A 20637-nucleotide genomic window follows, 5' to 3' on the forward strand; every position below is an offset into this window, starting at 1 on the left:
CTCGACGTCCCGCCGACCACGCGCCGGATCCGGTCCGAGGCGCCGGCTCGTAGGATCGCCCGCATGAGAGCCGTGATCCAGCGCGTGACGCGCGCGAGCGTGACCGTCGGCGGCGAGATCGTCGGGAAGATCGACCGGCCGGGGCTGCTGGCCCTCGTCGGGGCGACGCACGACGACGGCCCCGAGCAGGTCGCGACCATCGCCCGCAAGATCGCCGAGCTACGCATCCTGCGCGACGAGCGTTCCGTCACCGACGTCGGCGCGCCCGTCCTGGTCGTCAGCCAGTTCACGTTGTACGGGGACGCGCGCAAGGGCCGGCGTCCCACCTGGAACGCCGCCGCGCCGGGGCCGGTCGCCCAGCCGCTGGTGGACGCCGTCGTCGAGGACCTGCGCTCCCGTGGGCTGGAGGTCGCCACCGGCCGCTTCGGTGCGGACATGGCGGTGGATCTCGTGAACGACGGCCCGGTGACGATTCTGTTGGACGCCTGAACGGGCCGGGCTGTTGGACGCCTGAACGGGCCGCGCGACGCGTCGCGAATGGACAGACGACCAAGTGATTCACCCGGGTGAAATATCTGGGGTGCATACTTGTTCCCGTCGTGAACAAATCGGGAGGCGTGATGGCTTCCGCCATATCAGCTCGTACGGAAGAGTCCACGACCGGGACGCAGCGCCGCACCGTCGCGCCGCATGTCTCGGCCGCCCTGTCCGACAAGGTCGAAGGTGACCCCGAGGCTCGGGCCGAGCTCGAGAACATCCTCAATACCGAGCATCTGACGGGTGCGGCGCTGCTCCCGGACCCCTTGCCGGCGGTCCCCGCCGCCAGGGCCGCCTACCCCGGCCTGACGCACCTGGACGAGGACACCCGCCGCATCCTGCTCACCGCCGCCGTCGCCGTGGTCGATCGGGCCGAGGTACTGCTCGCCGCCGCCGGGGCCGACATCGACGACCTCGTCTCGGGCCCCGCCGGCGACCACCTGCACCTGGTGGGCGGCCGGTTCTCGTTCCGCGACCAGCGGGTCCGGCAGATCGTGCACGACGACGCCGACCTGGCCGCCCGCACGGCCGTGCACGTCGGGCTGGCGAAGGTGCTCCGCGGCTCCGGGCGCGCCGAGGTCGCCCTCTGGCACACGGCGCTCAGCACGATGGAGGGCGACGCCCTGCTCGCCGACGGCCTCGTCGAGCTCGCCGAGAGGCACCTGGCTTGTGGCGACACCGACCGTGCGCACGAGGTGGCGCGTGAGGCCGTGAGCCAGGGTACGGGCGAGACCCAGCGGCGTGCCGGCGCGGTGGCCGGCCGGGCGGCCCTGCTCGGCGGCCACGTGCACGACGCCGTCTCCTTCGCGCGGCAGGCGGGCGACGTCGGCCCGGCCCTCACCGCCGCGCTGGCCCTGCGCGACGGCGACCCGGACCCCGGACTGGCGGACGTCGTGGAGTCCGAGCACGATCGCGCCGCCTTGCGCGCCGCCGTCGGCGCGCTCGCCGTCGTCCACGGGGATGTGGAGAAGTCCGCGGCGATCCTCGCGGAGGTGCTGCCCGACGTGGCGCCCGCGCGGCGCTCCAGCTGCTGGTTCGAGGCGCCGGGTTGCGTGACCCCGCTGGTCGAGGCGCACCTTCGAGTCGTCCAGGCGCTGGTCGCGATGCGGTCCGGCGACCTCGACCGGGCCGCCGCGGTGCTCGGCGACGCGGCTCGTCGGCTCCCCGTCGCGCTCGCCTTCGGCGGACTCGGCGTGGCCCTGGCACGCCGGCTCGACCTGATCCGAACCGGCGGCGTGAGCGCCATGACGCGAGCGCTCGAGGCGTCCTCCGCGGGAGCCGCCGCCGGGATCGTGCGGGCGGCGCAGCTCGGTGACAAGGCCGTCGAGGCCGCGCAGGCGGGACGTGACGTGCAGGCGGCCACCTTTCTCAGCCTGGCGGCCGAGCGCGGCGGGGCCGAGCTGCGCGCGTGGTGGCTCCCGACCCCGGACCCCGCCGAGCTCTTCGTGCGCGCCGGCCAGCAGCGCGCCGCACGCCGCCACCTGGCCCAGCTGCGCGCCGCCGTGCTCGGCCCGGCGCCCCGGGTCGCCGGCCTGCGCCTGAAACTGGACCTGGCGCGCGCCGAGGTGGCCCTCGCGGATCCGAGCGTGCTCCAGCGCGCCGCGGAACGGGCGGTCGAGGTGTCGCAGGCTGTGGGCTCCACCTTCGAGCGGGGCTTGACCGAGGTCGTGATCGCGCGGGCGCTCGAGCGCCACGGGCGCGACGCCGAGGCGGCCGCGCACCTGCTGGCGGGGCGCGCGCTGTTCGCGGAGTCCGGCGCGCTGGCCTTCCTCCCGGAGCGCCGGCCGTCGCCCGGTGCGGCCCGCAGGGGCGAGACGACGGCCGGAGGCGGCACCGCGGAGAACGCCGCGCGGAAGGGTGCCGCGGGGAACGGGGCCCCGGGGCACGGCGCCGGAGACGGCGGCACGCCCGAGAACGTGACGCGCCTCGACTTCGAGCGTCAGGAGCGTGGGACGCGCGTGGCCGAGGGCGTCCACGACCGGTTCGCCCGCTGGGGCGAGCTGCTCACGGAACGGGAGCTCGACGTGGCGCGGCTCGTGGCGCAGGGACGGACGAACCGGCAGGTCGCCGAGCGGCTCTACGTCTCCGTCCGGACGGTCGAGGTGCACCTGGGGCGCGTGTTCCGCAAGCTGGGCGTCCGCTCCCGCACGGAACTGGCGGTCCTGGCCTACCGCACGGCGTGACCACCCCGACTCCGTGGCTGCCCGGTGTTCCCGACCGTGCCGTACGGGGTTTCCCGTATGGCGGGGCCGATTCTCCGGGCGCCATTGTGGAGATCACGGATTCCTTAAAAAGGAACCTCTCCTTACTTTTAGGGGGACGAGGAGAGGTAGGGGCAATGAAGACCGAACACACACCACGCCGGCACCGGGCCTGGCGGGGCATCGCGCTCGCGGTGGCGCTGGCCGTGGCCGGCGGCGGCGTGGCCGCGACGGCCGCCGCGCCGCAGGCCGCGGCTGTCGAGTGCGCCGCCGCGTGGTCGTCCTCGACGGTGTACGTCGCCGACGACGTCGCCTCGTACGACGGCCACAACTGGCGTGCCAAGTGGTGGACCCGGGGCGAGACCCCCGGCGCCGCGCAGTGGGGCCCCTGGGAGGACCAGGGCGCGTGCGGCGCACCCGAGCCGACGCCGACACCCACCGGCGAGCCGACGGACGAGCCCACGGACGACCCGACCGGCGAGCCCACCGATCCGCCCGTGGGCACCAACCCGGACGAGGTCTGCCGCCCGGACGGCATGGCGCCCACGGCCGGGGTCGACACCCCCTACTGCGACGTCTACGACACGGACGGCCGCGAGATCCTGCCGAACGGCCTCGACCGCCGCGTGATCGGCTACTTCACGAGCTGGCGCACCGGCGCCGGTGGTCAGCCCGCCTACCTGGCCGGCGACATCCCGTGGGAGTCGGTGAGCCATCTCAACTACGCCTTCGCCCACGTCGGCGAGGACTACCGGGTGTCGGTCAACGCCGACGTGCCCGGCAACCCCGCCACGGACATGACCTGGCCGGGCGTCGAGGGCGCCGAGATGGACCCGGACCTGCCCTACACCGGGCACTTCAACCTGCTCCACCAGTACAAGGAGCGACACCCCGGCGTGAAGGTCATCCCGGCCGTCGGCGGCTGGGCCGAGACCGGCGGCTACTTCGACGGCGACGGCGACCGCGTCGCCTCGGGCGGCTTCTACACGATGACCGACTCCCAGGCGCGCATCGACACCTTCGCCGCCTCCGTGGTGGACTTCATCCGCGAGTACGGGTTCGACGGGATCGACATCGACTACGAGTACCCCACGTCGAACAACGACGCGGGTAACCCGCTCGACTTCCAGTTCTCCAACGCGCGTCGCGGCGAACTGGTCGAGGGCTACGTCGCCCTCATGAAGACCCTCCGGGAGCACCTCGACGCCGCCGGCGCCGAGGACGGGAAGTACTACATGCTCACCACGGCCACGCCGTCGTCCGGCTGGCTGCTGCGGGGCATGGAGGTCTACCAGGTCACCGAGTACGTCGACTACGTCAACCTGATGACCTACGACCTGCACGGCGCCTGGAACAAGTACGTGGGCGGCAACGCCGCGCTGTTCGACGACGGGAAGGACCCGGAGCTCACCGCGGGTGGCGTGTACACGGCCTACGACGGCATCGGCTACCTCAACGGCGACTGGGCCGCACACTACTTCCGGGGCGCCATGCAGGCCGGCCGGATCAACCTCGGGGTGCCGTACTACACGCGCGGTTTCCAGGGCGTGACCGGCGGGACGAACGGCATGGGTGGCACCGCGGTACCGCCGTCGGGCTACGCCTGCCCGCCCGGTACCAACAACGCGTGCGGGCACGGCGCGGACGGCATCGACAACCTCTGGTACGACACCGACCCCACCGGCAGCCCGGTCCCCGCCGGGGTCAACCCGATCTGGCACGTCAAGAACCTGGCCGACGGCGTCGTCGGCGACTACACGGACGAGTACGGCGTGCCCGGCACCATCGAGGGCAGCTATCGGCACCACACCGACGACGTCACCAAGAACGAGTGGTGGTGGAACGCCGAGACCCGCACGTTCCTGTCCGGCGACGCGGAGTGGGCCATCGGCGAGAAGGCGGACTACGTGGCCGACACCGGACTCGGCGGCGTCATGATCTGGGAACTCGCCGGCGACTACGGCTACGACCAGGCCAAGGGTCAGTACGAGATGGGCTCCACGCTCACCGACCTCCTCCACGCGAAGCTGTCGAGCACCTCGCCGTACGGCAGCACCAAGGCCGACACGCCGATGCCGGACGTGGCCCTCGACGTCGACCTCGAGTACACCGACTTCGCGCTCGGCGACAACAACTACCCGATCGCGCCCAAGGTGCTGTTCCACAACCGCTCGGACACCGCCGTCCCCGCCGGGGCGACCGTGACCTTCCAGTACGCCACGTCCGACACCGGGGCGATGAGCGACTGGTCCGGACTCGGCACCACCACGACGCCGGGGCGGTCCGGCCCCAACGTCGGCGGGCTCGGCGCTGACTTCCACACCGCGACCTTCACGGTTCCCGCGGGCGGGATCCCGGCCGGCGGGTCGATCACGAACAACCTCAAGTGGGCGCTGCCCGTGGCGCAGTTCTCCAACGTGGTCGTGACGATCGACGGCGTCGACCATGCGACCACCTACGACCACCCGCGGGGTGTCACCGTCGTCGACCCGTGAGCGCGTGAGCGGGCGGACCCGCGGCGGACGAGCCGGCCCGGCGCCGACCAGGCCGGCCGACGACCACCAGGAAGGGCGGCGAGGACCGACCACCAGCACCGACCAGCAGACCCGACACCGAAGAACCGCACCGGCCGTCGGCCGGGCACGAGGACGAAGGAGACCCCTCATGGAGCTGCAGCACAGCCCGGCGTCGTCGAGCGCCAGGCGCAGGAAGCGACGCACCGTCGTCGCGAGCCTCGCGGCGCTCGCCGTCGCGGGAGCCGGGGCGCTCACCGCGCTGGCCACCACCGCGAACGCGGAGGAGCCCCCCGCCGCGACCACCTCGGTCAACGGCTACCGCAACGTCGCCTACTTCACGCAATGGGGCGTGTACGGGCGCGACTACCAGGTCAAAGACATCGTCGACGCGGGGATCGCCGACGATCTCACACACATCAACTACGCGTTCGGCAACATCCACCACCAGACCCTCGAGTGCTTCGAGGCGAACAAGGCACAGGGTGAGGGCCCCAACGGGTCCGACGGCGCCGGCGACGCGTGGGCCGACTACGGCATGGGATACACCGCGGCGAACTCGGTGTCCGGCGTCGCCGACACCTGGGACCAGCCGCTGGCCGGCTCCTTCAACCAGCTCAAGCAGCTGAAGGAGCAGTACCCGGACCTCAAGGTGATGATCTCGCTCGGCGGCTGGACCTGGTCGAAGAACTTCTCGCGGGCGGCCGCGACGCCCGAGTCGCGCGCGAACTTCGTGTCCTCCTGCATCGACCAGTACATCAAGGGCAACCTTCCGGTGATCGACGGCCGTGGTGGTCCGGGCGCGGCCGCGGGCGTGTTCGACGGGATCGACATCGACTGGGAGTGGCCCGGCTCGCCGAACGGCAACGAGGGCAACCACGTCGACCCGGAGAACGACGCCGCGAACTTCAAGGCGCTGCTCGCCGAGTTCCGCCGCCAGCTCGACGCCTACGGCGCCGAGAGCGGCAAGCACTACGAGCTGACGGCGTTCCTCCCGGCGAACCCGGAGGACATCGCCGCGGGCGGCTGGAACGACCCGGAGATCTTCGACTCGCTCGACTTCGGCAACCTCCAGGGCTACGACCTGCACGGGGCCTGGAACCCGAGCCTCACCGGCCACCAGGGCAACCTGTACCCGGACCCGGCCGACCCGCGTGAGCCGGCGCGCCAGTTCAGCATCGAGGAGTCGCTCGCGGAGTACACGGGCAACGGCATCGACCCGGCGCAGCTCACGCTCGGCATGGCGATGTACGGCCGCGGCTGGACCGGAGTGACGCAGTCCGACGCGTGGGGCAGCGCCACCGGCGCGGCACCCGGCACCTACGAGGCCGGCAACGAGGACTACGACATCCTGAAGAACCTCGGTACCGAGTACTTCGACGAGCAGGTCGGCGCGGCCTGGCGGTACGACGGTACCCAGTGGTGGACCCTCGACACGCCGCAGTCCGTCACGCAGAAGGCGCGGTGGCTCAAGGCCCAGGGTCTCAGCGGTGCCATGTGGTGGGAGCTGTCCGGCGACGAGTCCGGCGACCTCACCGACGCAGTGGCCGCCGAGTTCGGCTCGGGCGACCCGGGCCCGGACCCGACGGACGACCCGACCGACGAGCCCACGGACGATCCCACCGACGACCCGACGGACGACCCGACCGACCCGCCGTCGGACGACTGCGCCTCGGAGCCGTGGGCCGCGTCGACCGTCTACACGGGCGGCGACACCGCGTCGCACAACGGCCACGAGTGGCGGGCCAAGTGGTGGACGCAGGGGGAGACCCCGGGCAGCGCCGACGTCTGGGCGGACCTCGGAGCATGCTCCGGCGGCCCGGACCCCGACCCCACCGACGACCCCGGCACGGGCGACTGCCCGGCGGCCTGGAGCGCGACGGCGGTCTACACGGGCGGTGACGAGGCCGAGTACGGCGGCCACGTCTGGCGCGCCAAGTGGTGGACCCAGGGCGACACCCCGGGTGCCGGCGAGTGGGGCCCGTGGGAGGACCTGGGCGCCTGCTGACCGGAGTCCGGATCTGACGCGGCCGAGGCGGCACGTCCCACAGGGCGTGCCGCCTCGGCCGTTCGCGGGTCCGGCAGTCTGCCGGTCGGCCTCCTGGAGCAGACCGGTGCAAGTGGTCGGGCAGAGCAGACATAGTGGGGGCATGGAGGACACCGACAGGTCGGCCGGAGGCGGAGCACCGCCGCACGACGACGCCTGGTTCGCCGCGCTCTTCGACGCGCACCACCGGGCACTCTTCCGCTACTTCGTGCGCCGGCTGCCGGCCACCGGCGGGGCCCGCACCAGTGACGCGGAGGATCTCGCCGCCGAGGTCCTCGCCACGGCGTGGCGCCGCCGCGACGACGTGCCCGACGGCGCGGAGCTCCCCTGGCTCTACCGCACCTGCGGATTCGTCCTGGCGAACCATCGCCGGAAGATCCGCGCGCTGCCGGTCGCGATCGTCCCGGACGAACCGGACGACGTCGACCCCGAGACCCTGGCCGTCGACGACGACGCCGTACGCACCGTCCTGGCGTCGCTGAGCCCGCGCGACCGGCGCATCCTGCTGCTCGTCGCCTGGGACGGACTCGACGGCGACGCGCTCGCCGAGGTCCTGGGCGTCTCGCGCGGCGGCGCCGACGCCGCGCTGTCCCGTGCCCGTTCCCGCCTCCGCGAGGCGTGGCTCACCAGTGAGCAAGTTCATGACGCGTGACGACATAGACCCGGGTGAAGGTTCACGCCCGGGTGAGCAGGACGGCCAGGAGCCTGCTCCGGAGACGGGAACCCTGGACCACGAACGGAGTAGCGGAGGGAACGCGATGAACGACGACGCTTTCGACCGCCTCCGTGCTGCCGACCCCGCGCACGACGCGTCCGAGCCGGCCGCCGGAGTGCTGCGGGCCAAGGTGGACGCACTGATCGGGACGGACACCCCGACCGGGACCGCGGGGGCCGCGCCCGGCGGCGACCCGTCGTCGGGCCGTGCGGGCACGGACGAGCTCGCCCGACGGCGGCCGCGGGGCCGACAGCCGTGGCTGGTGGCGGCCGCCGTGGCGGGATTCGTCGCGATCGGCGGCGGCGGGTACGCGGCCGGGGCGAACGGGCTGCTCGCGGCGGGTGGCGGCGACAGCACCGGGGGTGCGGAGTCGGCCACCGTGGCCGACGCGGCGCCGCCCATCACGCTCGACCAGGGGGGCGACGACGCGGCCGGGGACTCCGCCGAGGGCCTGGCGGGGACGGAGAGCGCGGAGGAGGTCGCGCCGGACGTCCAGGAGGAGGTCGGGCGGGAGCCGGCCGTCGGCAGCTTCATGTACCCCGCTCCGTCGCACACGGTCTTCCACGCGGGAGCCGGCCTCTCCGACGACGCGGGCGAGCTCGCGGCGTACACGCTCGACGCACAGGCGTCGTTCACGCGAGAGACGGCCGAGAGCGCGGCCCGCGCGCTGGGCCTGCGCGGCGAGGTCCGGCAGGAGGGCGGCGCGTGGGTGGTCGGCCCGGACGACGGGTCCGGCGCGTCCCTCCGGATCGCCGCCGACGGGACGACCTCGATCTGGTTCAACGACGTCTGGCCCGACTCATGGCGCTGCGACGTCGTCGAGCCGGGCCTGCCGGACGATCCCACCGGCGACGACGGCGCGGCCGGCACGGGGCAGGGCTCCTCGGGCGCCGCGGACCCCGGCGGCGCCACGGTCCCCGAGGGCGGCGTCGACAGCAAGGACGGCTTCGCGCCGCCCTGCCTGGAGGACGACGCGGGCGCGCCGTCGGACGCGGAGGCGCGCGACGAACTGCGGCGCGTCATGGAGGCGCTCGACGTCGACGTGGACGCCTTCGACTTCACGACGGACGCGCGGGGGATGGGCACCAGCGTCACCGCGTTCCACCGGATCGACGGCCGCCGGACGGGACTGCAGTGGTCGGCGACGTTGTCGGGCGCGTCCGACACCCGCATCGTCTCGCTGAACGGGTTCCTGGCCCCGGTCACGGAGCTGGGCACCTACCCGGTGGTCTCGGAGCGCGAGGCGGTGGAGCGGCTCGGCGACGCGCGCTTCGGCGCGACGCCGGGTGACGTCCGGCCGCTCGCCGCGGCGACGGGACCGGAGGACGGGTCCGCGCCGACCGGGCCGCCCGCATCCCTCGAGCCCGGCGCCCCGATCGCCTGGCCGGTGCGCGACGTCACGATCACGAGTGCCCGGCTCGGTGTGGCGCAGCACGTGCTGACCGACGGCGCCGTGGTGCTGATCCCCGCGTACGAGTTGACGGGCGCCGGCGGTACCTGGTCCGTCGTCGCCGTCTCGGAGGATCTTCTGGACTTCGCGGGACGGTGAGCACAGGGATAGGTTCGGACTGCGCAACCACCGAGCAGAAGGAGCTCTCATGCCAGTCCGTACCGCCCGCACCGCCTGGAACGGCACCCTCCAGGAGGGTGCCGGTCAGGTGGAACTCACATCGTCGGGCGCCGCGACGTTCGACGTGTCCTTCCCGCGCCGCGCGGCCGACGACGCCGAGGGGGTCACCAGCCCCGAGGAACTCATCGCGGCCGCGCACTCCTCGTGCTTCGCCATGGCCTTCTCGGCCGAGCTCGGCAACGCCGGCGGCACGCCGGAACAGGTCGAGGTCGGCGCCGACGTCACGCTGTCGCCGGACCCGGCCGGCGGCTTCCAGATCTCGACCATCGCGCTGACGGTGCGCGGCTACGCCAGCGGCGTCGACGAGGCCGGGTTCAAGGCGGCGGCGGAGGCCGCCAAGGCGGGCTGCCCCGTCTCGAAGGCCCTCGGCGGGGTCGGGGAGATCACCCTGGACGTCACGTTCGAGGGCTGATTCCAACCCGCCCGTTCGCCGAACCGCAGGCTGATCCGGCCGGCCGGTGCCGAACCGCAGGTTGAATCGTTCAAATCGCTCTTTGGCACGACTCACGCCGCAGTTCGGCTACGGCCGGCCGGATCAGCCTGCGGTTCGGCGTCGGGTTGTGGGTCAGCCGGACTGGTGGGTGAAGCGGCCTCGGTGGACCAGGTCCTCCAGCGGTTTGCGCCGGCGGCGGGTCGGTGAGCCCGCCGCGCCACCCTCTGCCGGGTGGCCGACGGCGATCGCGCCCGTGATCTCGTACTCCCCGGGAATCTCGAGGGCCGCGTGGACGGCGGGCACCTCGCCCGGCGGGACACCGAAGAAGCACGCGCCCAGCCCCTCGTCCACAGCGGTCTGCAGGATGAGCAGCGACGCCATCCCGGCGTCGACGTGCCAGAACGGGACGGGCCAGCGAGACTCGTCGAGATCTTCCCAGCCCTTGTCCTTCTCGGCGTATCGCCGCAGGTAGGCATCCTTGGACGTGAGCACGAGGACGACGACCGGCGCCGTGCGCATCCCGGCCAGCCACTCGGACATGTCCCGGCCGGACCGCGTGCCGCCGGACGCCGTCGGACCGCCCGACGGCGTCGCCGCTGACCAGAACCGGTCGCGATCCGCCGGTTCCTGCACGACGACGAACGCCCACCCCTGGCTGAATCCGGCGCTCGGTGCGCGGACGGCGTTGCGGAGCATCCGGTCCACGGCCTCGGCCGCGACGGGCTCCCCGGTGAACCGGCGATGCATGCGCCGCCGGCGGACGACCTCCTGGAACTCCATAGGGACATCCTGCCGTTTCCACGCGCGGACGTTGCGGCACCTGGCAGCTCGGAGTGGGACAATCGCCGTCGTGCCCCCGCAGACCCGCCGCGCCCAGGTCCCCGCCGACGCCGACGCCACGACTGCCGGCCGGATCGCCGAGGAGGAAGCCCTCCTCGCGGCGGAGGCCGAGGCCCAGGACGCCGCCGCGATCGCCCGCGAGGCGGTCGCCGACGCGCTGCGTACCGTGGTCGCCGGCCAGGTCGACCACTCCACGCGCCGCCGCGCCGAGTACTCCACGGACGCGTCGAACTACCGCGTCGTCCCGGAGATGGTGGTCTTCCCCGAGTCGTCCGACGACGTCGTCGCCGCGCGGGAGCTGCTGCGCGAACTCGAGGTGCCGGTCACGGCACGCGGCGCCGGGACCTCGGTGGCCGGCAACTCGGTGGGGACCGGCGTCGTGCTCGACTTCTCGCGGCATCTCGGCGACGTCCTCGACATCGACCCGGCGACCCGCACCGCGCGGGTACAGCCCGGCACGGTCATGTCCACGCTCCAGGCCGCCGCGAAACCGCACGGCCTGCGGTTCGGCCCGGACCCCAGCACCCAGAACCGGGCCACGCTCGGCGGCATGATCGGCAACAACGCCTGCGGCCCGCACGCGGTGGCGTACGGGCGGACCGCGGACAACGTCGTCGAGCTCGACGTGATCGACGGCCGGGGCCGCCGCTTCGTCGCCGGCTCGGGCGACCCGGAGTTCACGGCGGTCCCCGGCCTCAAGGAGCTCGTCCGGGAGAACCTCGCGCTCATCCGGACCGAGTTCGGCAGGTTCGGCCGCCAGGTCAGCGGCTACTCGCTGGAGCATCTCCTCCCGGAGAACGGCTCGAACCTGGCTCGCGCCCTGGTGGGCACCGAGGGCACGCTCGTCACCGTGTGCGAGGCCACGCTGCGCCTGGTCCCGCTCCCGAGCGCGCCGACGCTCGTCGTGCTCGGCTACCCGGACATGGCCACCGCCGCCGACGACGTCCCGGCCCTCCTCCGCTTCGACCCGCTCGCGATCGAGGGCCTGGACGCGCGGCTGGTCGACGTCGTCCGCAACGCCAAGGGCGCGCAGTCCGTGCCCGACCTGCCCGACGGTGCCGGCTGGCTGATGATCGAGGTCGGCGGCGACACCCAGGAGGAGGCGTTCGGGCGGGCGCAGGCGATCGCGGCCGCGTCGTCGGCCCTGGACACCGCCGTCCTGCCCGCGGGTCCAGACGCGGCCCGCATGTGGCAGATCCGGGCCGACGGCGCCGGCCTGGCCGGCCGCACCCCGGCGGGCGAGCAGGCGTGGCCAGGCTGGGAGGACTCCGCCGTCCCGCCCGAGAGACTCGGCGACTACCTGCGCGACCTGCAGGCCCTCATGGACCGCTACGGCGTGGACGGGCTCCCGTACGGGCACTTCGGCGACGGCTGCATCCACCTGCGCATCGACATCCCGCTCGAGTCGTCGGGCTCGATCCTGCGCACGTTCATGCACGACGCCGCCGAGCTGGTGGCCAAGCACGGCGGCTCGCTGTCCGGCGAGCACGGCGACGGCCGCGCCCGCTCCGAGCTGCTGCCCCTCATCTACTCGCCCGAGGCGATCCGGCTCATGGAGCGGTTCAAGGCGCTCTTCGACCCCGACGACCTGATGAACCCCGGCGTCGTCGTGCGCCCACGCGCCGTCGACCAGGATCTGCGCCGCCCCGCCGCGCGGCCGACGTCGTCGGTCAAGCCGCTGACCGGCGTCGTCTCGACGCTGCTCGGCGGGCCGTCCGCACGCACCGGGTACACCGGGTTCGGGTTCGCGCACGACCACCACGACCTCACGACGGCCGTGCACCGCTGCGTCGGCGTCGGCAAGTGCCGGGTCGTGCCGGAGCCCGGCGGCACCACCACGTCGTTCATGTGTCCGAGCTACCAGGCCACGCGCGACGAGAAGGACGTCACCCGCGGCCGCGCGCGCGTCCTCCAGGAGGCGGTCAACGGGAACCTCGTGGGCGGCCTCGCCGCGCCCGAGGTCCACGAGTCCCTCGACCTGTGCCTGAGCTGCAAGGCCTGCTCGTCCGACTGCCCGGCCGGCGTGGACATGGCGCAGTACAAGTCCGAGGTGCTGTACCGCACCTACCAGGGGCGCCTCCGGCCGATCGACCACTACGTGCTCGGCTGGCTGCCCCGCTGGGCGCGGCTCGTCGGGCCGGTCGCCCGGTGGGTGAACCGTGCGCTGCGGCCCCGCTGGGTGCAGCAGGCCGTCCTGTGGGCCGGCGGGATGGACCCGCGCCGCGAGATGGTGAAGTTCGCCGAGGTCCCGTTCCGCGAGTGGTGGCGCCGCGGGGGCGCCACGGGCGGCGTCCCGGGCCTGCGCGTGGGGGCCACGCCCGGCCACGAGGCCGAGACCGCGGCACGGCTCGCCACCACGCCCAAGGTCGTCCTCTGGGCCGACTCGTTCAGCGACTCGATGGCGCCGTCGGTCCCGCAGGCGGCGATCGACGTGCTCACCGCCATGGGTTACGAGGCCGTGGTGCCCGACGACGGCGCCTGCTGCGGCCTCACCTGGATCTCGACCGGCCAGCTTGACGGCGCCCGGCGGCGGCTGGAGCACCTGCTGCGCGTGCTGGGACCGTACGCGGTGAACGGGATCCCGATCCTCGGGCTGGAGCCGTCGTGCACGGCGGTGCTCCGCTCCGACCTCGTCGACCTGTTTCCCGACGACCCGCGCGCCCTCGCCGTCTCCCGCGCCGTCGTCACGGTGGCCGAGTTGCTCACGGGCAAGGGTGCGCCGGACACGATCCCGCTCCCGGCCCCGCGCCCCGAGTGGAGCCTGCCCTCGCTGGAGGACGTGACCGCCGTCGTGCAGCCGCACTGCCACCAGTACTCGGTGATGGGCTTCGCCCCGGACCGCGAGGTGCTCACCTCCGCGGGCGCACGGATCAAGGAGCTCGCGGGCTGCTGCGGGCTCGCCGGGAACTTCGGGATGCAGAAGGGCCACTACGACGTGTCGGTCGCGGTGGCCGAGAACGCGCTGCTCCCCGCCCTGCGCGACGCCGGGCCGGGCGACATCTACCTCGCGGACGGCTTCTCCTGCCGCACCCAGGCGGACCACCTCGCGGACGTGCGGGGCAAGGCCCTGGTGGAGCTGATCGCGGAGCGGTTGTAGGGGCGCGGGCCTCACTCCCAGACGCGGATCCGCATCGTGACGTCGTCGTCGGTGGCTTTGCGGACGCCGACCGACACGGTGCGTTCCTCGTCGGTCTGGCCGCAGATCCACAGGCACTCCCGGAGGTCGCGAGGGCCGAGCGCATCGCCTTCGACCAGCGTCTGGGAGTCGCAGTCCACCAGGGTCGGTTCGGCGTCGACCAGGCGGATCGCGAGGAGTTCGCGCTGGTCCGTGACGTCAGTTCCGTGGCTTGCAGGACCCTCTCGGACATGGCCTGGAACTCGGGGCTGTGGATGCGCATGAGGAGGTCGCGGATGGACGCGGATTCGACAGGGGCCGGCGACGCCGTCCGTCCGGTCAGGTCACCGCGCCGCTTGACCTGGAGCGCGCTCCAGGTTGTCTGCTTGTCGCGTACCCGCGATCAACGCGTTCAAGGAGGAGATCATGCGCTATCGCACTCTCGACAACGGACACACGTCCTTCGAGGTGTCCACCCTCTGCCTGGGCACCATGTTCATGGGCACCCGCACGGACGAGACGACGTCGTTCGCGATCCTGGACCGGTTCGTCGAGGCCGGCGGGACATTCCTCGACACGGCCAACAACTACAACGCGTGGGTCGGTGGCCACGGCCGGGACTCCGAGGACGTGATCGGCCGGTGGCTCGCGGCGCGGCCCGAGGCCCGGGACCGGGTCCGCATCGCGACGAAGCTCGGCGCGGCCAAGAAGGACCCGGACCTGCCCCTGGCGAACACGCCGCCCACCAACTTCCAGGGGCTGTCGGCCGAGGTGATCGACCGTGAGGCGCGGGAGAGCCTGCGCCACCTGGGTATCGACCACATCGACGTGCTGTACGGGCACGTCGACGACCGCGAGACTCCGCTCGACGAGACCGTCGGCGCGTTCGGCAAGCTCGTCGACGAGGGGGCGGTCGGGATTCCGGGCATCTCCAACGTCGCGCTCTGGCGGGTGGTCGAGGCCCGGGAGGTGGCACGCCGGCTCGGCGTCGCGCCGTACGGAGCCGTTCAGCAGAGCTACTCCTACATGTACCCGGCGCCCCAGCCGATCCGCACCAACTGGGCGAGCCCGGAGCTGCTCGACTACGCCCGTTCGACCGGGGTGGACGGACGCCCCGGGCTCACCGTCATGGCCTACTCGCCGCTGCACCAGGGCGTCTTCGTCCGTGACGACAAGCCGCTGCGCGACGGCGCGGACAACCCGGCCTCGCGTGAGCGGATCCGGGTGTTGCGCCAGGTGGCGGGTGAGCTCGGCGTCACGCCCAACCAGCTCGCGCTCGCCTGGCTCCTGGGCGGCGAGGTCCCGGTGGTTCCGGTGATCGGCGCGTCGAGCGTGGAACAGCTCGACGAGCTCCTGGGGGCGGCGGAGCTCGACCTGGACGACGAGACCCGAGACCGGCTGAACGCGGCCTGACCCGTCTCCTGACCGACGTCGACCACGCCATCTTGGTGGGTGGTTGCGTTCCCATCGATCAAGATGGCGTGGTCGGTGGCCGCGCGGAACGGCGTGGTCGCGCGACGGGTCGACGGCCTGTGGGTCAGGCGTGGTGGGCCAGGGTGGTGGGGCTGGGTCAGCTGTGGCCCAGGGACTGGTCGTCGGCGGCCAGCTTTTCCTCGACGCGGGCGACCTTGCTGTCGATCTGGCCCGGCTCGGCGCCGGGTCGGATGTCGGCCTTGACGACGAGCGAGGTGCGGTGGCCGCCGGCCGCGACGGCGTCGGTCGCGGCCTTGATGACGGGCATCACCTCGTCCCACTCGCCCTCGATCTCGGTGAACATCGAGGTGGTGCGGTTCGGCAGGCCGGATTCCCGCACGATGCGGACCGCTTCGGCCACGGCGGCGGAGACGGATTCGCTTCCGGTCATCGGAGCAACGGAGAACGCGAAGAGAGCCATGCGATCCATCGTGGCACGGGAGGGGCCGGCATGGGCCGTCCGACCGGCCGAGCCACTCGCACCGGCAGGCGTGGTCGGTCCGATGTCGTGAAGTCGGTCGCTCGGGGGACCGACTTCACGACAAGCCGCCGACTGCTCGACACGCTGCCGACCGCATCGGCGGCTCGCGCGGGCGCATAGGCTCGACCCCGTGGAACGAGTGACTCTCCTGGCCGGCGGGGTCGGCGGTGCCCGCCTCGCGCACGGTCTCGACCTGGCGTTGCGACCGTCGTTCGACGAGCCGACGCCGGGCACCAACCCTGCGGGCCCCCGCCACCCGGAATCCGGGCAAGCGGCGAGCAGCCGCCACCCCCTCACCGTCGTCGTGAACGTCGGCGACGACACCGAGCTGCACGGCTTGTGGGTATCCCCCGACATCGACACCGTCCTGTACACGCTCGCCGGACTGAACGACGAGGAGCGCGGCTGGGGACTGCGCGGGGAGTCGTACGCGACGCTCGAACAGATGGCGCGGCTCGGCGAGGACACCTGGTTCACGCTCGGCGACAGAGATCTCGCGACGCACATCGTGCGGACGGCCCGGCTGCGCTCCGGCACGCCGTTGTCGGAGGTGACGGCGCAGGTCGCGCGGTCGCTGGGGGTGCGGCCGACCATCGTGCCCGTCACCGACGACCCATTGGCCACGATGGTCGACACGCCCTCGGGCCGGCTCGGCTTCCAGGAGTACTTCGTAGGTCACCAGCACGCCGACGAGGTGCTCGCGCTCCACTTCGAGGGTGCGGAGGTGGCGCGTCCCGCGCCGGGGGTGATCGACGCGCTGCGCGACGCCGAGCTGGTGCTGCTCGCGCCGTCGAACCCGTTCCTGTCGATCGACCCGGTGCTCGTGGTGCCCGGCGTACGCGAGGCATTGACCGGGACCGCCGCACGTCGCATCGCCGTCAGCCCCATCGTGGGCGGCGCGGCGATCAAGGGGCCGGCCGCGCAGATCCTGGAGTCACTGGGCCATGAGGTGTCGGCCCTGGGGGTGGCCCGGCTCTACACCGGGCTGGTCGACCTCATGTGCATCGACGAGCGCGACGTCCACCTCGCGGACCCGATCGCGGACCTCGGGTTCGAGGTCATGGTCACCGACACGATCATGGGCAGTCCCCAGGGCCGGGAACGGCTCGCGCGGGAGTTGCTCGGGAATCCGGCGTGAAGCCTCACGAGATCCCGGAAGGCGGCGCCCGTCGCCTGGTGGAGCCGGCGGCAGGCGCCGCCGGACAGACCGTCCCGGTCGCGGACCCCCGTAGCGCGACGTTCCAGGCGGCGTCAGCTGCCGATCCGGGCGTCGCGGCCATGGATTCCCATGGTCCGGTGGTCCAGCCGGCGCCCGACGCCGATCCGGGCGTCCGGGCCACGGGCGTGACCGCCGTCGTTCCCTTGCGCGACGGCGTCTCCGGCAAGTCCCGCCTCGCCTCCGTCCTGGACGACGACGCCCGCCGCGCCCTGATCACCGTGCTGGCCCAGCACGTGGTCGGCACGCTGCTGGCGACGCCGCAGGTGGACGGTGTCGTGGTGGTCACGGCGGATGCCCCGTTCGCACGTTCGGCGCTCGGCGAGCTGTCCGACGTCGGACACCTGGCGTTCCTGGCTCAGCCCACGGACCGGCCGGGGCTGAACGCCGCGCTGGACGCGGCCCGGGAGGCCATCGGATCGCGCCTGCCGGAGACAGCGCCCGGCGGCATCGACGTCGCGCCTGGCGGCGCCCCCACTCCCCACGCCCTGCTCGTCGCCCACGCCGATCTCCCCGCCCTCACCCCGGGCGACATCACGGACCTGGTGATGCCGGCGGCCGGGCATGCGAGCCGTCGGCGCCCCGAGCGCCCGGCCACCCGGCATCCGGCCGGCCGTGCGTCATCGGATCCGGCCGACCGTCCGGCACCGGCATCGGGCGGTGATGCGCCTTCGGGCAGGCCGCACGCCGCCGACGTCGTGATCGCGACCGATCGAATGGGGCAGGGCACGAATCTGCTGCTCCTGAGGCCAGGCGCGGAACATGAGTTCCGCTTCCGGTTCGGGCCGGCGAGCCGCGCCGCCCACGAGGCCGAGGCCGCGCGACTGGGCCTGCGGGCGGTGACGATCAGCAGCCCGGGCACCGCCGTCGACCTCGACACGGTCGACGACTGGAACGAGCTCCCCGCCGCCGTCCGCTCCGCCGTCGGCCGCTACGCCCGATTCCCGTCCCCGTGAGGGATCCGGGGCGAGGACGGGGTCGGCGAGGGCATCCGCGTGCTGGGGAAGATCGCGGGCTGAGGTATCGGCTCGCCGGGCCCATTCCCTACTGAGGGCAACTCCAGTAACGTGGCCCCTGCCCACTCGCCTCACTGCCGAGGAGATGCTCGCATGGCCACGCGCTCACGGATCCTGCCCGCTCTCGCCGCCACGACGCTGCTGCTCACGGGCTCGGCGGTGCCCGCACACGCCGATCCGCCGCCGCGGGAGGTGCTGTTCGTCGCGAACAACTGGGACGGCACGGCGTCGGTGGTCACGTCGGACGCGTCGCTCTCGCCGGTCGGCGAGCTGAACGTCATCCCGGACCGGGCCGAGCGGATGGCCGAGATCCGCCGGAACCCGATCTGGCTGGCGTTCTTCCTCGGTATCCGCGAGACCGTCGGCGAGGGGCACGACCAGTTCGCCGACGACATGTACTCGACCCCGGACGGGTCCGCCGTCGTCGTGTCCCGGCCGAGTTTCGCCGACGTCGTCTCGATCGACGTCCGCAGCGGCCAGATCAACTGGCGGTTCCGGGTCGACGGCTACCGGTCCGACCACATGGCGCTGTCCCCGGACGGTACCCGCGTCGCCGTGTCCGCCTCGACGGGCAACCGCGTGCACGTGCTCGACGTCGCCACCGGCGCGGAGCTCGGTTCCTTCCCGACCGGCGACAAGCCGCACGAGAACGTCTTCACCGCCGACGGTCACATCTGGAACATGTCGATCGGCGAGGTGAACAACGCCCTCGACGCGCCCTGGCTCGACTTCACCAAGGGCGACCGCGTCATCACCGTCGCCGACGCCACCACGTTCGACGTCGTCCGCGAGATCGACATGCGCGACCGGCTCGACGACTTCGGCCTCCCGGCCGGCGCGGGCTGGTCCGACGCCGTGCGGCCCGCCGCGTTCAGCCCCGACGAGTCCACGCTCTACTTCCAGACCTCCTTCTACCACGGCTTCTTCGAGTACGACGTCGCCTCGGACACGATCACCCGGCAGCACACCCTCCCGGAGAGGTTCGACGGCGGCCGCACCGACATGGTCAACGACTCGCGACACCACGGCCTGACCATGGAGCCGAGCGGCGAGCACCTGTGCGTGGCCGGGACCATGGACGACTACGCGGTGATCGTGGACCGGGAGACGTTCGCCGAAGGGCCACTCGTCACCGTCGACAAGCCGTACTGGGCCACCGTGACCGGCGACGGGGGCGCCTGCGTGGTGTCGGAGTCGGGCGCGGACCAGGTGACGGCGATCGACTTCGCCACGGGCGAGAAGATCGGCTCCACACCGGTCGGCGACCACCCCCAGCGGGTGCGCCTGGGCCACGTCCCGGCGGACTGGTCCTGAACAGCCGGCCCCACTCGCCGGAGTGCCGGGGGCAGCGCACCGGCGGCACCGCGCTGCCCCCGGCTCTCGGCGGTCCGGCTCCGGCGGGCTGCCCCCGGACGGACCGGCTCTCGGGCAGATAGGTTGGCCGCATGCTCGCCGCGTCCGTGACCTCGTTCTCGCCCGACAGTCCGCTCGACGGGTTGGAGGTGGGCGATGCTCCCGAACCCGTGACCCCGGAGCACTGGACCACGGTCGACGTGCGCGCGGCGAGTCTCAACCACCACGACGTCTGGTCCCTGCGCGGCGTCGGGCTGCGCGAGGAGCAGCTCCCGATGATCCTCGGGACCGACGCGGCGGGCGTCGCGCCCGACGGCACCGAGGTCATCGTGCACGGTGTGATCGGCGCGGACGGGCACGGCGTCGGGCCGCGGGAGCGCCGCACGCTCCTGAGCGAGCACCACCCGGGCACGCTGGCGGAGCGGGTCGCCGTCCCGGCGGCGAACCTGATCCCCAAGCCTGCCGGCCTCTCGTTCGAGGAGGCCGCGTGCCTCCCGGTGTCGTGGCTCACCGCCTACACCATGCTGTTCACCGCCGGTGGTCTCGCCCCGGGCAACAGCGTCCTGATCCAGGGCGCCGGCGGCGGCGTGTCCACGGCGGCCGTCCTGCTGGGGGTCGCCGCCGGCCTTGAGGTGTTCGTGACCTCCCGCTCCGCGGAGAAGCGTGAGCGGGCGCTGTCCCTCGGCGCCGCCGCGGCGGTGGCCCCGGGCGAGCGCCTGCCCCAGCGGGTCGACGTCGTACTGGAGTCCGTCGGGCAGGCGACCTGGAAGCACTCGGTGCGCTCGGTCCGGCCGGGCGGCACGATCGCGGTATGCGGGGCAACATCGGGCGACGCGCCTCCCGCCGAGCTGACCAGGATCTTCTTCCAGGAGATCCGCATCCAGGGCGTCACCATGGGCACCCGCGACGACCTGGCCGCTCTCGCCAACTTCGTGTCCACCCAGGACATCAAGCCCCTGATCGACTCGGTTCACCCACTGCAGAACACCCAGGAAGCCATGGCGAGGCTCCTCTCGGGCGCCCAGTTCGGCAAGGTCGTCATCACGGTGTAGGTGGTCGACGAAAGG

Annotated in this window: 16 protein-coding genes; 13 read left to right on the forward strand and 3 right to left on the reverse strand. The window is 73.0% G+C overall.

Annotation, left to right across the window (positions count from 1 at the left end; all coding sequences use genetic code 11):
- The first annotated feature begins 63 nt into the window (after window positions 1–63).
- The 7 genes from dtd to IIE03_RS05345 all read left to right on the forward strand — a co-directional run bounded on the left by dtd (window position 64) and on the right by IIE03_RS05345 (window position 10055).
- Window positions 64–489 carry a D-aminoacyl-tRNA deacylase gene (gene dtd, locus IIE03_RS05315; RefSeq protein ID WP_192861707.1) on the forward strand — a complete coding sequence of 142 codons (426 nt, stop codon included), beginning with the start codon at window positions 64–66 and terminating at the stop codon, window positions 487–489.
- Window positions 490–620: 131 nt separating this feature from the next.
- Window positions 621–2720 carry a helix-turn-helix transcriptional regulator gene (locus IIE03_RS05320; RefSeq protein WP_192861708.1) on the forward strand — a complete coding sequence of 700 codons (2100 nt, stop codon included), beginning with the start codon at window positions 621–623 and terminating at the stop codon, window positions 2718–2720.
- Between the two features lie 155 nt (window positions 2721–2875).
- Window positions 2876–5233, forward strand: coding sequence for a glycosyl hydrolase family 18 protein (locus IIE03_RS05325; RefSeq protein ID WP_225997300.1), 2358 nt, complete (start codon window positions 2876–2878; stop codon window positions 5231–5233).
- A gap of 169 nt (window positions 5234–5402) precedes the next feature.
- Window positions 5403–7259, forward strand: a complete 1857-nt coding sequence (locus tag IIE03_RS05330) for a glycosyl hydrolase family 18 protein (RefSeq protein ID WP_225997301.1) — start codon at window positions 5403–5405, stop codon at window positions 7257–7259.
- 142 nt (window positions 7260–7401) lie between these two features.
- Complete coding sequence (locus tag IIE03_RS05335; protein WP_192861709.1) at window positions 7402–7950, forward strand: RNA polymerase sigma factor; 549 nt, start codon at window positions 7402–7404, stop codon at window positions 7948–7950.
- Between the two features lie 106 nt (window positions 7951–8056).
- Complete coding sequence (locus tag IIE03_RS05340; protein ID WP_192861710.1) at window positions 8057–9562, forward strand: hypothetical protein; 1506 nt, start codon at window positions 8057–8059, stop codon at window positions 9560–9562.
- A gap of 49 nt (window positions 9563–9611) precedes the next feature.
- On the forward strand, window positions 9612–10055 hold the full coding sequence (locus IIE03_RS05345; protein WP_192861711.1) for an OsmC family peroxiredoxin: 444 nt from the start codon (window positions 9612–9614) through the stop codon (window positions 10053–10055).
- A 153-nt stretch (window positions 10056–10208) separates the two neighbouring features.
- On the opposite strand, the gene IIE03_RS05350 is transcribed toward IIE03_RS05345, so the two are convergent.
- Window positions 10209–10856 carry a nitroreductase family protein gene (locus tag IIE03_RS05350; protein WP_192861712.1) on the reverse strand — a complete coding sequence of 216 codons (648 nt, stop codon included), beginning with the start codon at window positions 10854–10856 and terminating at the stop codon, window positions 10209–10211.
- 70 nt (window positions 10857–10926) lie between these two features.
- Here IIE03_RS05350 and IIE03_RS05355 point away from each other — a divergent pair, with 70 nt between their 5' ends.
- Complete coding sequence (locus IIE03_RS05355; protein WP_408632827.1) at window positions 10927–14013, forward strand: FAD-binding and (Fe-S)-binding domain-containing protein; 3087 nt, start codon at window positions 10927–10929, stop codon at window positions 14011–14013.
- A gap of 11 nt (window positions 14014–14024) precedes the next feature.
- Here IIE03_RS05355 and IIE03_RS05360 read toward each other — a convergent pair whose 3' ends face one another.
- Window positions 14025–14192, reverse strand: a complete 168-nt coding sequence (locus IIE03_RS05360) for a hypothetical protein (protein WP_192861714.1) — start codon at window positions 14190–14192, stop codon at window positions 14025–14027.
- Window positions 14193–14457: 265 nt separating this feature from the next.
- On the opposite strand from IIE03_RS05360, the gene IIE03_RS05365 reads away from it, so the two are divergent.
- Window positions 14458–15444, forward strand: coding sequence for an aldo/keto reductase (locus IIE03_RS05365; protein ID WP_192861715.1), 987 nt, complete (start codon window positions 14458–14460; stop codon window positions 15442–15444).
- A 157-nt stretch (window positions 15445–15601) separates the two neighbouring features.
- On the opposite strand, the gene IIE03_RS05370 is transcribed toward IIE03_RS05365, so the two are convergent.
- Window positions 15602–15925, reverse strand: coding sequence for a thiamine-binding protein (locus tag IIE03_RS05370; protein ID WP_192861716.1), 324 nt, complete (start codon window positions 15923–15925; stop codon window positions 15602–15604).
- Between the two features lie 190 nt (window positions 15926–16115).
- Between IIE03_RS05370 and cofD the strand changes: the two genes are divergently transcribed.
- The 4 genes from cofD to IIE03_RS05390 all read left to right on the forward strand — a co-directional run bounded on the left by cofD (window position 16116) and on the right by IIE03_RS05390 (window position 20622).
- Window positions 16116–17123 (forward strand): 2-phospho-L-lactate transferase, encoded by a 1008-nt coding sequence (cofD, locus tag IIE03_RS05375; RefSeq protein WP_192861717.1) that lies wholly within the window; start codon window positions 16116–16118, stop codon window positions 17121–17123.
- Window positions 17120–18157 carry a hypothetical protein gene (locus IIE03_RS05380; protein WP_318842815.1) on the forward strand — a complete coding sequence of 346 codons (1038 nt, stop codon included), beginning with the start codon at window positions 17120–17122 and terminating at the stop codon, window positions 18155–18157. The genes cofD and IIE03_RS05380 overlap by 4 nt, the downstream gene beginning before the upstream one ends.
- Window positions 18158–18310: 153 nt before the next feature.
- Window positions 18311–19531 (forward strand): YncE family protein, encoded by a 1221-nt coding sequence (locus IIE03_RS05385; protein WP_192861718.1) that lies wholly within the window; start codon window positions 18311–18313, stop codon window positions 19529–19531.
- Between the two features lie 131 nt (window positions 19532–19662).
- Complete coding sequence (locus IIE03_RS05390; RefSeq protein WP_192861719.1) at window positions 19663–20622, forward strand: zinc-binding dehydrogenase; 960 nt, start codon at window positions 19663–19665, stop codon at window positions 20620–20622.
- Window positions 20623–20637: the final 15 nt, after the last annotated feature.

Source organism: Myceligenerans pegani (assembly GCF_014892515.1).
In the GTDB taxonomy this organism is placed as follows: Bacteria; Actinomycetota; Actinomycetes; order Actinomycetales; family Cellulomonadaceae; genus Myceligenerans; species Myceligenerans pegani.